We start from the raw sequence: 12472 nt of genomic DNA on the forward strand, positions 1-12472 counted from the left end.
TTGCTCGTTTCAGTCGGTGGAGCCTGGGAAGGAGGCACGGCCCTGTCGTGTTCCGCGCTGGAATGAAGACATCGCACCCCGTGCGGCATCCGGAGTCCGTCGGACCGGGCGGGCGGTCTGGTCAACAGGCGTCGCCTTCTGACTATCGACCCTCAACTCATGCTTCAGGTGCTTCTGTCGTTGCCGCCGAGGCAACTGCACGCGGCCTTCAGTGACGGCAGCGCCAGTGGAAGTCAGGCCGCCAGCCGGGAATGAGGGGGCAAATCCCTTGTCGTTCACCACAACCGTCGCTGCGCCGGAGAGGTCCCAGGACGAGGTCGATGTCGAGGCAGCGCCATCGTCGGGGACTCCGGATCGCATGGTTCCGCGGGTGGGTCGGACTCGGCTGCGCCCGCCATCAACTGCGGCGATCTTTGGGGCCTCTGCAGGAGTTGTTCGGCTGGGCGATTCGCCAAGCAACTCTTCGGGGATCAAAACTATGGCCTTGATCCCACCGTAAGCGGATTCCTGCAAGCTGACGGCGAGAGATTGCCGGCGCGCAAGCCGCCCGACAACGAAGAGACCGAGGTTGCGCCGGCCCGCCAAGGCCATCTCGTGGAAGTCCGGCGGATTCCGCAGTAGCTCGTTGAGGCGCTCACGTTCCTCGAATCGAATGCCGAGACCCTGATCCTCGATCTCGATTGCCACTCCGCGCCCAACGACGTTGCCGTACACGGATACCGGCGCCTCCGGCGGGGAAAACCCGGTCGCATTGTCGATGAGCTCGGCAAGCAGGTGGATGAGATCCGCGACAGCTCGGCCTTCTACCCAGATCTCCGGTACACGCACCCCGCCTACCCGGGCCAGGTGTTCGGTCTCGGAAACCGCACTGCGGACGAGCTCTTCGAGTGAGACGGGGTGTCGCCATCGCCGAGCTGCCTCGCCGCCACCCAGGATGAGGAGGTTTTCGGCGTTTCTTCGAGCGCGCGTGGTGAGATGATCCAGGTCGAACAGGTGTTGCAGCTGTTCAGGATCGTTCTGCTTGGACTCGGCGGCATCCAGTACCTGAAGTTGCCTGCGTACCACAGCTTGGTTGCGATTGGCGATGTCGAGGAAGACCCGGCCGAACCCGGATCGTGTGCGGGCTTCGTTGACAGCCGCGGCGAGGGCTGTGCGTTGTGCACTGATGAATGCTGCAGCAACCTGACCGATTTCGTCCCGGTTGGTGTCGAAAGCCGTTGTCTCGGCTTCGATATCGACGTCCTCACCCTTGTGAATCCGATGCATCAGCGCCGGAAGCTTCTCCTCGGCAAGCTCGAGACTGCGTGAACGTAGATTCCGGAGTCTGGTAACGAGCCGATTCGCGAGAGCGGCGGCCACCCATAGTGCCGCCAACGTCAGGGCGGCCAACGCCGCCCCACCGACGATCGATCGTGTGAGCGAATTGGTCGCAGCGGTATCCGCCGTCTTGAAGGTGTACGCGCTGAAGTCGCGGAGCAATCCGAGCAATCCCGCGTCGACCGCCTTTTCAGCGGTCAACCAATCTTGATACGGCATCGACAGCGTGCCGGACTCCGCCAAATCTGCGCGGCCAAGGGCAGCCAGCTGCCATTGGCGGTCGCGGGACAGTTCGTGATAGGAGTTCGCGGTATGTTCGGGCAGCTGAGCGAGGACGGTGTTGGCCTGTTCTTCGAAGGCACCGTCGAGGGCGGCAATCCTGCGTTGCTGGGCTGGATCCAGATTGCCCTGGACCGCAGCGAAAGCTGCCAAACCAACCGCGCGGGAGTGAAGGTCAGCGACTTGCAGCATCGCCGCAATGGTATTCTGCTGCGCGACACTCTCTTGGTTGGGCGCGTTGCGTGCGGCGCCCTCCAAGAGGCCGATGGAGACTACTGCCACCAGCCGGGAATAGAAGCCGTCGATCTTTCCGGCGTCGGTACTCTTCACGTCTATCGACTGCCTCACAAGCTGCAACTGCTGTGACAGGTCGTTGAAACTGCCGCTGGATTGCGTGATGGAGCTGGCATTGATGTGCTGCAGTCCAGCCAGTGTGCGGCCCAGGTCAGCAACCGATACCGTGGTCTGATTACGTAGATTCGGCAGTTCTGCAACGGCAGACTGGGATCCCGCCAGCGCCATCAGGCTGACGGTCCGTTCGTCTTGGGTCGCAGTGATGAATCGCAGGATAGGGTCGGTGCCCTTGCTTTGATACTCCGACCAATCGCGCGCCGCTTGTGCCTGGCGTGCCAAGGACACCACAACCAAGCTGCCGGTGATGAGCAAGATAATGCTCGGAACGAGCGCGATCGCGAGCACCCTGATCCGGATGCTCGTGCGCGGTCGAAATCGCAAGAGAGCGCGGTAGCGCGTCCTGAGATCGGATGGGTCGCCGTGCGCTTCTACGCTTTGGTGCATCGTGCGCTCCTGTTGCAGGTCAGTCGAATCCGCGCGGACAGCCCGCATTGCCTGGCAGAGATCGGGTACTCCAACACTTTTCCTTGCTCGAGTCGTGCCGTGAGTCGAGCACCGGAACGGTGCCGACGGCATGGAAGTGACTGGCGACAGGAAAGCGACTGGGGGAAAACGTCTGTCGGAGTCCGGGAACACTCTCGGCAGCGTGATCTGACAGCGGGCGAGAGTAGTGGGGCTGAGTCGAGGTTGTCAATCGCAAGGGGTCGCGACGCGCTCTCGGGTGGACGAAACGGTACTGCTCAACGCAGCATATCTACCGACAGAAAAGTGAACTGGGGTACAGACACTGAATCAATAGATCGCCACAGTGCCCATGGTTGTCGGTCAGGACCAGGTCTACCTCGAACGCCACCCAATACCCTTATCTCTGGCCTTGCATTCCATCCCACCGCACGTGGCAGATTTGCATCACGACCGCGCCCGGCCGAGCGTCTGAAGGTGGCTGGCGACGAACCGCGGGTCCTGTGCTGGCGGTCGCTGTGTTGCGCTCGTGGGCGGGTCTCCCTTCGGCGCAGTAGTTTTCGACCTGCCGGAAACAGGTGTCGATTGGCTTTCGGCGAGTCGGTGGGGAGGGCTTCCCAGGCGACTGCCAGTTGGGCTTCGCAGATGCGGTGGCCGAACATATGGATGCCGACTATCGGGCACTCTTCGCCCGCGCGCACGACTTTCACGCCTCCGGTGCTGCGGAGGATCTGGCTCTTTTCGTTGCCTGCGAGATCGTAAACCGTTGTGGTGCAAGAGCCGTGCTGTCCAGGGCGGCGGCTTCGGTCAGGCCGACGGAGGCCAGCTCCGGGTGCGAGTACACCACGCGGGGGATGAGGTGGTTGGTGACCGCGGATCAGGGACTCCCGCCCAGCTATCGGCCGTTGCCGGATCGCCAGCTGGGCGGCTTCGAGGTCATGGGTGTGCACTCTGCGAACGCGGCTACCCCTGACTGACGTGGCACAGGTCCACCCTCGGAGATCGAATGATCCTCCACAGCCGCCCGGTTATGACAGCTCGGGAAAGAAGCGGGCGATGGCCGGTCGGAGGCGGGCGGATTCGAAATCGTCGGCGGGCAGGGCGAGTTGTTCGAGGATCAGGCCGTTGATGAGGTTGAGGAGGTCGGCGGCGGCGGCCTCGGGGTCGGTGGCTCCGGCGCCGCGGAGTTCTGCGGCGAAGGCGGCGCGCTGGGTGGCTCCCCATTCGTCGAGGCTGGCCCGGAGGTTGGGGCGGCGGGCGACTTCCAGGAAGAACTCGTAGCGGGCGATGCTGGAATCGCGGTCGCCTGCCAGGGTTCCGGCGACGTAATGGGTGAGCCGCGTAATTCGTTGCGGCACATCCACATCGGGCAGGCCGTCGAACAGGGCGCGGACCTCGTCGATCTGCCGGGCGGCCAGTTGGCGCAGGGCTTCGTCGAGCAGTTGGTCGAGGGTGCCGAAGTAGTAGCGGGCGTTGCCGTGGGTGGTTCCCGCCTCCGCGGCGACGGCGCGGTGGGTCACGGCGCGGGCGCCTTCGCGGGCCAGTAGTCGGATCGCGGCCTCCAGCAGGGCCTCGCGGCGGGCGGCCCCCCGGGCCATCCGCGGCTCGCGCATGGGAGTCGTCATGGGGGTCATCGTACTGGCGACCGAAAATCAAAAAATTCTCCGTTTGGAGAAAACTCGAGGTACGGTGTGCGCAGTAGACACAACCGGTTGGCAGCGGAGGACGGCTATGACCAACACGATCATCACCGGGCGGGTACGCACGCTCGATCCGAACACCCCGGAGGCCGAGGCACTCGTGCTGTCCGGGGGACGCGTTCTGGCAGTGGGGGACCGCGACACCATGCGGGCGGCGGCCGGGCCGGACGCCCGGCACGTCGAGGCCGGCGACGGCGTGGTGCTACCCGGACTCATCGACACCCACCCGCACGTTATGCACTTCGGGATGCTGGCGGGCGGGCTGGTGGATCTGACCGACGCGGTCGATCACGCGGATATCGTGGCGCGGATCCGGGCCAAGGCCGCGGACACGCCGCCGGGGCAGTGGATCATGTGTACGCCGGTGGGCGAGCCGCACTACTTCATCCGCCGTTCCGAGCGGGATCTGCTCGAGCGTCGCCTGCCCGATCGGTGGACCCTCGACACGGCGACCGACGCGCATCCGGTGCTCATCCAGGCGTGGGCGCCCCGCATGCCGAATGTGGTGGCGTTCAACACCGCCGGGCTGCGTGCCGTCGGGCTCACCGCGTTCATCCCGGACCGGGTCTGCGATGTCGAGATCGAGAAGAGCGAATCCGGCGACCTGACCGGAATCCTGCGTGGACCCGTGACGAACTACTACACCTACGACCCCTTCTGGGGTCAGATCCTCACCAAACTGCCACCGCCGGACATGGCGAACGCGGTTGCCGGGACGACCGCGGAGATGGCCCGTTACTCGGCGCAGGGGGTGACCAGCGTGTACGAGGGTCACGCCATGGAACCGGAACACCTTGCGCTGTACCGGCATCTGCGTGCCACCGACGCCCTGACCCTGCGTGTCCAGGCGACGCTGGATGCCGAGTCGGTCATCTTCTATCCGTTCGATCCGCTGACCGGCGCCGAGTTCGACGACCGGCTGCGTCACCTCGCCGAGCTGGCCTCGGATCTCGACGACGATCTGCTGCGCGTCGACGGCCTCACCCTGAGTCCCGGTGGCCCCTGCTTCTCGGGCTACTTCGCCACCTACGAGACCTACTCCGACCCGTTCGGCCGTCCCACGCGCGGTGTGCGTTTCGTGTCGCTGGAGAAGGAAGAGGCGTTCGTCAGGTTCTGCGCCGCCAACGACATTCGCGCGAACCTGTGCCTCGGCGCATACCGTGAGCACGACGACTTCCTCGACATCGCCGAACGCGTGGTGCGCGAACACGATTTCCGTGACCGGCGCTGGATTCTGCAGCACGCCATGACGATCACGCCGCGGCAGGCCCGCCGCTACGCCGACCTCGGCTTCCAGGTCACCACCAGTGCGGGCTTCGCGTGGGGGAAGGGCGCGATGTACGGCGAGCGCATGGGCGAGCACGTCTGGCGCGACCTGGAACCGCTGCACCGGCTCACCGAATGCGGCCTGGACCTGGCGGGCGGATCGGATTGGGGACCGAAGAACCCGTGGGAGCAGATCGAACTCGCGCACACCCACCGGTTCGCCGGCAGCGACCACCGCAATGACGGACCCGACCAGAAGGTGTCCCGCGCCGACGCGCTGCACATGTGGACCACGGGTGCGGCGAAGGTGCTCGGCTGGCCCGGAATCGGTTCGCTCGCACCGGGAAACCACGCCGATGTGGTGATCGTGGACCGCGATCCGGTGACATGCCCGATCGACGACCTGCGGGACACCAAGGTGCTGCGCACCTATCTGGGCGGCACGGTCGTCCACGACAGCGGCGATCTCGCCGCAGCCGCCGAGACTCAGGAGGTGCGCGCGTGAACGCCCAGGCAATAGATCGTGCGCTCGCTCGGATCGACGGCCTGCGTGCCGAATTGGTGGCCGCGCTCGCCGAGGCCATTGCCATCCGCAGCGTGAACCCCACCTATCCGGACCAGGACTACGACGACCTGGTAGGCGGCGAATCGGCGGTCTCCGGGCTGCTGGCCGGGCTGTACCGGCAGGCCGGGGCGGAGACCGAACTGTTCGGCAAGGCCCCGGGCCGCGACAATGTCGTCGGGGTGCTGCGCGGGCGCGGTGGCGGGCGGTCGCTGATCTTCAACGGCCACGTCGATGTCGTTCCGGCCGACGACACCGCGCAGTGGACGCACGACCCGTTCACCGCCTTCGTCGACGACACCCACGTGTGGGGCCGGGGCTCGGTGGACATGAAGGGCGGACTGATCGCGCAGGCGTTCGCCGCCATGGCATTACGGCAGGCCGGGGTGCGGCTGCGCGGTGACCTGATCCTGCAGGGCGTGGCGGGCGAGGAGAATCTCGAACACCATATGGGGACCTCCGCGGTCCTCGAGCGCGGCTTCACCGCGGACGCGGCGATCATCGCCGAGCCCACCGGCGCCCGTGTCCCGCTGACCGTCATGCCCGCGACTCCCGGTGTGCTGGTCATGCGCATCTCGGTCACCGGGCGTTCGGCGCACGCGTCGATGCGGTCCCACATGCGGGCCGGGCATGCCGGCGAACCCGTTGCCGCCAGCGCGATCGACGCGGCCCTGCGCATCCACGACGGGTTGCGCCGGCTGGAGGACGAGTGGGTGGTGAGCCGGGTCGATCCGCTGTTCGACAAGGGCCAATTCACCATCGGTCTCGATGTGATCGAGGGCGGTGCGCGCGGCAGCCGCAATGTCGCGTTCATTCCCGACGAGACCACCCTCGACTACGCGATCTTCTACCCGCCGGCGGCGCCGGTGGCGGAGATCCAGTCGGAGATCGTGCAGACGGTCACCGGCATCGCGCAGCAGGACCCGTGGCTGCGCGCCAACCCGCCGCGCATCGACTGGCCCATGCACTATCCGGGCGGGCGCACGAACGGGGATCATCCGTTCACCCGGACGGTGTGCGCGGCTCGTGAACGGGCCACGCTCGAGACCGCCTTCGCGGGTGTGCCCGAGGTGCGGCCGTTCCCGTCGGCCACCGATCTCACGTGGTTCACCGCAGCAGGCATCCCCGCCGTCGGACTGGGGCCGGGTGCCCTCGCCGTGGCTCATACCGTCGACGAGCGGTGCGCGATTGACGAATTGGTGTGTGCCGCCAAAACATACGCGGTTGCCGCTATCGATTGGTGTGGTGCGGAATGAGCGGCCGAGCCGCCGGGGCAGCACCGGTCGCACCGTATATGGCGGTTGGGTTGTCGACCATCGTTCACGGCATCGGGGCGCGCGACCACGTCGCGCGCAACCTCGACACGATCGAGGAGACCATGCATGCGGCGGTGTCGGTCGTCGGCATCAATCTGCCGGTGAAACTCGTCGCTCTGGCCGAAGGGGCCCTCACCGGCTTCACCGACGAGATCTTCGATCTGCCGCACAGCCGGTGCGCCAGAGAGCTTTTCATCGATATACCCGGCCCGGAGACCGATCGTCTCGCTGCGCTGGCCCGGCTGTACGAAACCTATCTCATCGTTCAGTGCAAGGCCCGCTGGCCCGAGGTCATCGCGGACCGGTTCTTCAATGTCATGGTGGTGATCTCGCCGCAGGGTGAGATCGTCCATCGGGCCGCCAAGAACCATGTGTGGTGCCGGGAGCATTCGTGTACCCCGCACGATGTCTACGATCGGTGGGTCGAGCTGTTCGGCGACGGCATCGACGCCTTCTATCCGGTGCTACGGACCCCGGACATCGGCAATATCGGCACTCTTTGCTGCAGCGACGGCGAGTACCCGGAAGCCGTTCGGGCACTGGCGTTCAACGGCGCCGAGGTGGTGTACCGGCCCAGTGAGGCCGTGCCGATGACCGCGGCCGGTCCGGACGCCGGGGGCACCTGGCTGCTGCAGAATCGGGCGCACGCGCACTTCAACGGGGTGTACATGGTGTGCCCGAACACCGGGCCGGTCTACTCCAGCCCCGCCGCTGAGCATCCCGTGGATATCGCCGGTGGCAACGGGCACATCGTCGACTATCACGGTCATGTGATCGGGCGGGTGACGTCGGGCGCCAACACGATCATCGCCGCGCCGGTGGACGTCGAGGCGCTGCGCCAGTATCGGATGATGAATCTGAACTCGAACTGGCTCAAGGACATTCGCACTGAGCTATTCCAGCGCATGTACGACCGGCCGATCCATCCGGCCAATCTTTGGCTCAGCCGTGAACCCGGGCGACACGCCGAGGTGGACGACATCTACCGGGCCAATATCGCTCGCCTGGTACAGCAGCGCGCGTATACCGAACCCGCACAACGATTTCCCGGCGCACGCCATATCCCCGGGCCGGGCGACGGTGACATGGACGCCGTCGTGGCCTGGTGGCGGCCGTAGCCGTCGCCATTCACCCTCATACTCCCGAGCAGGACCGATGAACCAAGCGCACACCGATTTCCGTGACTTTCTGGACACCCTCATCGCGGCGGGACTGATGCATCGCATCGACGAACCCGTCGACTGGAACCTCGAGGCCGGCGCCATCAACCGCTACCTCCTCGAATCCGGCCTTCCCGGACCGATCTACAGCCGCGTCAAGGATTCGATTCCAGGAATGCGCTTGGCGGCCAATATGTTCGCGACCTTCCCGGGTGTCGCGATCGCGCTCGGCCTGCCCGCCGACACCGATGTGCACGACATCATCGACTGCTATCGCGAACGATTCGGCCGCACCACCGAACCCGTCGTCGTCGCGGAGGGGGAGTGCCAGCAGAACGTCCTGCTCGGCGATGACGCGGACCTCACCGGACTGCCCGCCATCCACGGCCACCCCGGTGACGGCGGCCGGTATCTGGGCACCTTCGGCGTCAGCGTCACCAAGGACCCCGACAGCGACTGGACCAACTGGGGCATCTACCGCGGCATGATCCACGGACCCCGGGCGCTCGGCATCACCCTGCATCCGCAGATCAACCACGGCGGCCGCATCATGGCCGCCTACCACCGCGACGACCGGCCCATGCCGTACGCCATGTTCTTCGGCGGTGACCCGCTCTACACGATCCTGGGCGGTCCAGGCGCGCCACCCGGAGTCTCGGAGGTCGACATCGCGGGCGGAATGCGCGGCCGCCCGGTCGAACTCGTGCGGTGCAAGACCGTCGATCTCACCGTCCCCGCCGACGCCGAGATCGTGGTCGAGGGCACGGTGTCCCCGGGCGATGTCCTGCCCGAGGGGCCGTTCGCCGAATACCCGGGCTACCTGGTCTCCGACCCGGCGCCCGCCCCGGTCGTGCGGGTCACCGCCGTCACCTATCGGGACCGGGCGATTCTGCCGACGTGCAGCATGGGCATCCCGATGGACATGGTGTTCCCGCAGATCCAGATGGCGGCGAACTTCAAGCGCGCCCTGCTGCAGGCCAGGCTGCCCATCGACAAGGTCGGGGTACCGCGCGCCGGCAATGGGATGGCCGTCGTCGTCTCGACCGATACTCCGATCGCGGGACTTCCGCAGCGCATCGCCGCCACCATCTGGTCCGACGCCGCCGGCAGCAAACTCACGCCCTACGTCATCGTGGTGAACACCGATGTCGACCCCATGGACACCGACGCCGTCCTGCACGCCATCGTGGCCAAATGCCATCCGGCACGGGACATCCACGTCTACCCCGGCTTCTACAACGCACCCTTGCAGCCCTACCTGCCGCCGGGCCCGCACCGCGCCCTCGGGGTCGGCGGCGCGAACGTGCTGCTCGACTGCACCTGGCCGATCGACCTTGCACCACAGGACATTCCGTTGCGAAGCGACTTTGCGACCAGCTATCCGGAAGACCTCAAACGCCGGATCAAGGACCGGGTCGCCGCGTGGCACCTCACGCCGATCAGCGACCGGAACAAGGGATAGGGCGGCGGCATGAGCACATTCGTATTGATCCACGGCGGAAGTCACGGCGCGTGGTGCTGGTACAAGGTCGTGCCCATTCTCGAATCCCTGGGCCACGTGGTCGTGACACCGGACCTGCCGGGCCACGGCATCGACCGCACACCGGTCGCGGGCGCGAGCCTGTCCGCCTACGTCGACCGGGTCCGATCGGTCCTGGATCCGCTGGCGGACAAGGCGATACTGGTTGGCCACTCGATGGGCGGTGTCACGGTGAAGACCGCCGCGGAACGCTACGCGGACAAGATCGCGGGAATCGTGTACGTTGCCGCAGACGTCGTCGAGGGCGGGCAATCTCTCGCCACCGATCCGGCCCTGGCCGGTGTCTTCGGGAGACTGGGCCCCCATCTTTCGGCCAACCCCGACGACCAAACATTCGACCTGGCCCCGGCGGCCGCGGCGAGCTTCTTCTACAACGACTGCGACGCCGCCGACATCGCACTGGCCCTCCGACTCCTCACCCCGGAACCCAACGCGACCATCACCGGCCTTGTCGACGCCCCGACGACCCGATACCTTTCGCTTCCACGACTAGGGGTGATCACCTCGGAGGACGCACTCCTGCCCCCCGACGTTCAGAAGGCCCTGTACCGACGTGACGGAATCACCGAAACTGTCACCTTGTCCACCGGACACTCCCCATTCCTTTCCGCACCCGGCGAGTTGGCGATGCACCTGCTGAATTTCGCGGCCCGCTTGCCCTGGACGTAGCTTGATGCACCATCTTCGAATTCGCCTGTGCTGGAACGATGACCGATCAGGAGGACGGCATCGCCATGAGGGTGGCTTGTGTGAGAGCCACTGGGCTAGCACTGTTGGCGTCGGGACGGAACGGTATTTCGTTGTTGTGGACGAGGATATCGACATCACCGATATCAACCATGTGCTGTGGACACAGTTCACCCGGGTCGATCCCGCAGAGACGATTCATGCGCTGCGCACGCTGACCACGGCCATCGACCCGCGCCTGTCTTCTGAGAAGCGAACCGCCGGGGACATGTCGATGGGCATTGTGCTGATCGATGCTTGTAAGCCCTTCACCTGGAAGGACTCCTACCCGAAGGCGAATCGTTTCGACGACGCCGCCCGCGGCGAGATCCGCGACAGGTGGAACGCGATCCTGCCGCTGTAAGCGGCGCGGGGGCCGGGACGAAACGGAAAGGTATGTGAGGCCAATGGCCATCTTGCCCGAGGATCTCGCAGGGCTCCTGCGCGGCTTCCCTAACCCGGAGGCGCGGGAGCAAGCCTTTCCGTTCCTCTCGGTCGACGAGCACGGGTTCCCGCACAGCGCGCTGCTGTCGAGATCGGAACTCGAGCCCGCGGCGGACGGCAGCCGGTTGTTCGGCGTGGTGGCGAGCCCGCGCACGCGGGCGAATCTGCATCGCAGCGGAGCTGCCGGTTTGATCGCGGTGGCGGGCACAGTCTGCCACCACGCCAAGCTGGGCATGATCTCCTGCCTCGAGGACGGCGACCTGCTCGGCTGCGTGTTCGAGCTCGTCGAGTACAAGCGCGACGATATCGGAATTGCCTTGACCCCCATGATGTTCCATGCGTCACCGGAGCTCGCCGAACGCGAACGATGGGGGCGTGTCGCCGATCTGCTGGACCGCCTGATGCGGAGGATCTGATGAGGGAGACGGCAACCCGGCGTCTCATCGTCGGCGTGACAGGTGCCACGGGTGCGCCACTGGCTGTGCGAATTCTCGAGATGCTGCACGAAATGCCCGAGGTGGAAACACATTTGGTATTGAGTACCTGGGCACACTCGACCATCGAGATGGAGTCATCGCTGTCGGTGCGGGAGGTGAGCGAGCTCGCGGATGTCACCTACAAGCTCGGGGAGCAGGGAGCCGCCATCTCTTCGGGTTCCTTCCGCACCGACGGCATGATCATCGTGCCCTGCAGTATGCGCACCCTCGCCGCCGTGCGTCACGGTCTGGCCGACAATCTCATCACCAGGGCGGCGGACGTGGTGCTCAAAGAGCGCCGCCGTCTGGTACTGGTGCCACGCGAAACCCCGCTCAACGACATACATCTGGAGAACATGCTGGCGCTGAGCCGCATGGGAGCCCGCATGGTGCCGCCGATGCTTGCGTTCTACAACAACCCCGAAACCGTCGACGACATCGTCGACCACATCGCGGTGCGGGTGCTCGACCAATTCGATCTCGACCCGCCGCGGGCGCGGCGCTGGACCGGGCTGGCAGATGCTCGTCGGCGCCATGCGGGAGCGCGGAATCCGGTCAGCTGAGCTGCCCGTCGGTCAGTCTCGTGGCATGCTCGATGAACATCTAGCATTTCCTCAACCGGTCCCAGGTCCGGGCTACGCCGACAACTCGATCGTGCTGCCGCACAGGTGGGTACACGGTTGCGAATCATCTTCGAGGCCGGGTATCCCGACCTGTTGGTCGCCATGGCCGCGGCGGGCTTGGCATTGCCCTCGTACCGGAATCCGCACTGGCGCACGGTGATCGAGCGGTGGGAGTGCGGGTTCCGGAGTTGTCGCCGGGACGGATCGGCCCCGCGTGGCGCGACGCCGGCGCGGCCGATTCGGCGAC

10 protein-coding genes and 2 pseudogenes are annotated in these 12472 nt (G+C 65.9%); 9 read left to right on the plus strand and 3 right to left on the minus strand.

All coding sequences use genetic code 11. From position 1 onward, the window contains the following. Positions 1–9 precede the first annotated feature (9 nt). The 3 genes and pseudogenes from ACFXIV_RS44305 to ACFXIV_RS44315 all read right to left on the minus strand — a co-directional run bounded on the left by ACFXIV_RS44305 (position 10) and on the right by ACFXIV_RS44315 (position 4037). On the minus strand, positions 10–2394 hold the full coding sequence (locus ACFXIV_RS44305) for a nitrate- and nitrite sensing domain-containing protein (protein WP_379403351.1): 2385 nt from the start codon (positions 2392–2394) through the stop codon (positions 10–12). 617 nt (positions 2395–3011) lie between these two features. Further along, positions 3012–3283: pseudogene (locus ACFXIV_RS44310) on the minus strand (dihydrolipoyl dehydrogenase); the annotation flags it as partial. 157 nt (positions 3284–3440) lie between these two features. Continuing rightward, the gene (locus ACFXIV_RS44315; protein WP_379403350.1) at positions 3441–4037 is read right to left on the minus strand and encodes a TetR/AcrR family transcriptional regulator; all 597 of its coding nucleotides are present in this window, start codon (positions 4035–4037) and stop codon (positions 3441–3443) included. A 106-nt stretch (positions 4038–4143) separates the two neighbouring features. Between ACFXIV_RS44315 and ACFXIV_RS44320 the strand changes: the two genes are divergently transcribed. The 9 genes and pseudogenes from ACFXIV_RS44320 (at position 4144) to ACFXIV_RS44360 (ending at position 12165) form a co-directional block, all read left to right on the plus strand. After that, positions 4144–5883 (plus strand): amidohydrolase, encoded by a 1740-nt coding sequence (locus ACFXIV_RS44320; protein ID WP_379403349.1) that lies wholly within the window; start codon positions 4144–4146, stop codon positions 5881–5883. Further along, positions 5880–7196, plus strand: a complete 1317-nt coding sequence (locus ACFXIV_RS44325) for an ArgE/DapE family deacylase (protein WP_379403348.1) — start codon at positions 5880–5882, stop codon at positions 7194–7196. Before ACFXIV_RS44320 ends, ACFXIV_RS44325 begins: the two co-directional genes overlap by 4 nt. A gap of 38 nt (positions 7197–7234) precedes the next feature. Further along, positions 7235–8092: pseudogene (locus ACFXIV_RS44330) on the plus strand (nitrilase-related carbon-nitrogen hydrolase); the annotation flags it as partial. A gap of 69 nt (positions 8093–8161) precedes the next feature. After that, complete coding sequence (locus tag ACFXIV_RS44335) at positions 8162–8374, plus strand: hypothetical protein (RefSeq protein WP_379403393.1); 213 nt, start codon at positions 8162–8164, stop codon at positions 8372–8374. 37 nt (positions 8375–8411) lie between these two features. After that, a complete protein-coding gene (locus tag ACFXIV_RS44340; protein ID WP_379403347.1) occupies positions 8412–9878 on the plus strand; it encodes a UbiD family decarboxylase in 1467 nt (488 codons plus the stop codon). A gap of 9 nt (positions 9879–9887) precedes the next feature. Beyond that, positions 9888–10625: an alpha/beta fold hydrolase gene (locus tag ACFXIV_RS44345; RefSeq protein WP_379403346.1), complete on the plus strand. Its 738-nt coding sequence runs from the start codon at positions 9888–9890 to the stop codon at positions 10623–10625. 4 nt (positions 10626–10629) lie between these two features. Continuing rightward, positions 10630–11046 (plus strand): hypothetical protein, encoded by a 417-nt coding sequence (locus ACFXIV_RS44350; protein ID WP_379403392.1) that lies wholly within the window; start codon positions 10630–10632, stop codon positions 11044–11046. A 43-nt stretch (positions 11047–11089) separates the two neighbouring features. Then, positions 11090–11542, plus strand: coding sequence for a hypothetical protein (locus ACFXIV_RS44355; protein WP_379403345.1), 453 nt, complete (start codon positions 11090–11092; stop codon positions 11540–11542). Next, positions 11542–12165, plus strand: a complete 624-nt coding sequence (locus tag ACFXIV_RS44360) for a non-oxidative hydroxyarylic acid decarboxylases subunit B (RefSeq protein ID WP_379403344.1) — start codon at positions 11542–11544, stop codon at positions 12163–12165. Before ACFXIV_RS44355 ends, ACFXIV_RS44360 begins: the two co-directional genes overlap by 1 nt. Positions 12166–12472: the final 307 nt, after the last annotated feature.

Origin of the sequence: Nocardia sp. NPDC059236, assembly GCF_042754085.1 — a bacterium.
Classification (GTDB): Bacteria; Actinomycetota; Actinomycetes; order Mycobacteriales; family Mycobacteriaceae; genus Nocardia.

What these genes read in the sequence shown, in the direction of transcription:
- ACFXIV_RS44305 (WP_379403351.1), bottom strand. Translation starts at nt 2,394, where the DNA reads ATGCACCAAAGCGTAGAAGCGCACGGCGACCCATCCGATCTCAGGACG.
- ACFXIV_RS44315 (WP_379403350.1), bottom strand. Translation starts at nt 4,037, where the DNA reads ATGACGACTCCCATGCGCGAGCCGCGGATGGCCCGGGGGGCCGCCCGC.
- ACFXIV_RS44320 (WP_379403349.1), top strand. Translation starts at nt 4,144, where the DNA reads ATGACCAACACGATCATCACCGGGCGGGTACGCACGCTCGATCCGAAC.
- ACFXIV_RS44335 (WP_379403393.1), top strand. Translation starts at nt 8,162, where the DNA reads ATGTACGACCGGCCGATCCATCCGGCCAATCTTTGGCTCAGCCGTGAA.
- ACFXIV_RS44340 (WP_379403347.1), top strand. Translation starts at nt 8,412, where the DNA reads ATGAACCAAGCGCACACCGATTTCCGTGACTTTCTGGACACCCTCATC.
- ACFXIV_RS44345 (WP_379403346.1), top strand. Translation starts at nt 9,888, where the DNA reads ATGAGCACATTCGTATTGATCCACGGCGGAAGTCACGGCGCGTGGTGC.
- ACFXIV_RS44350 (WP_379403392.1), top strand. Translation starts at nt 10,630, where the DNA reads ATGCACCATCTTCGAATTCGCCTGTGCTGGAACGATGACCGATCAGGA.
- ACFXIV_RS44355 (WP_379403345.1), top strand. Translation starts at nt 11,090, where the DNA reads ATGGCCATCTTGCCCGAGGATCTCGCAGGGCTCCTGCGCGGCTTCCCT.
- ACFXIV_RS44360 (WP_379403344.1), top strand. Translation starts at nt 11,542, where the DNA reads ATGAGGGAGACGGCAACCCGGCGTCTCATCGTCGGCGTGACAGGTGCC.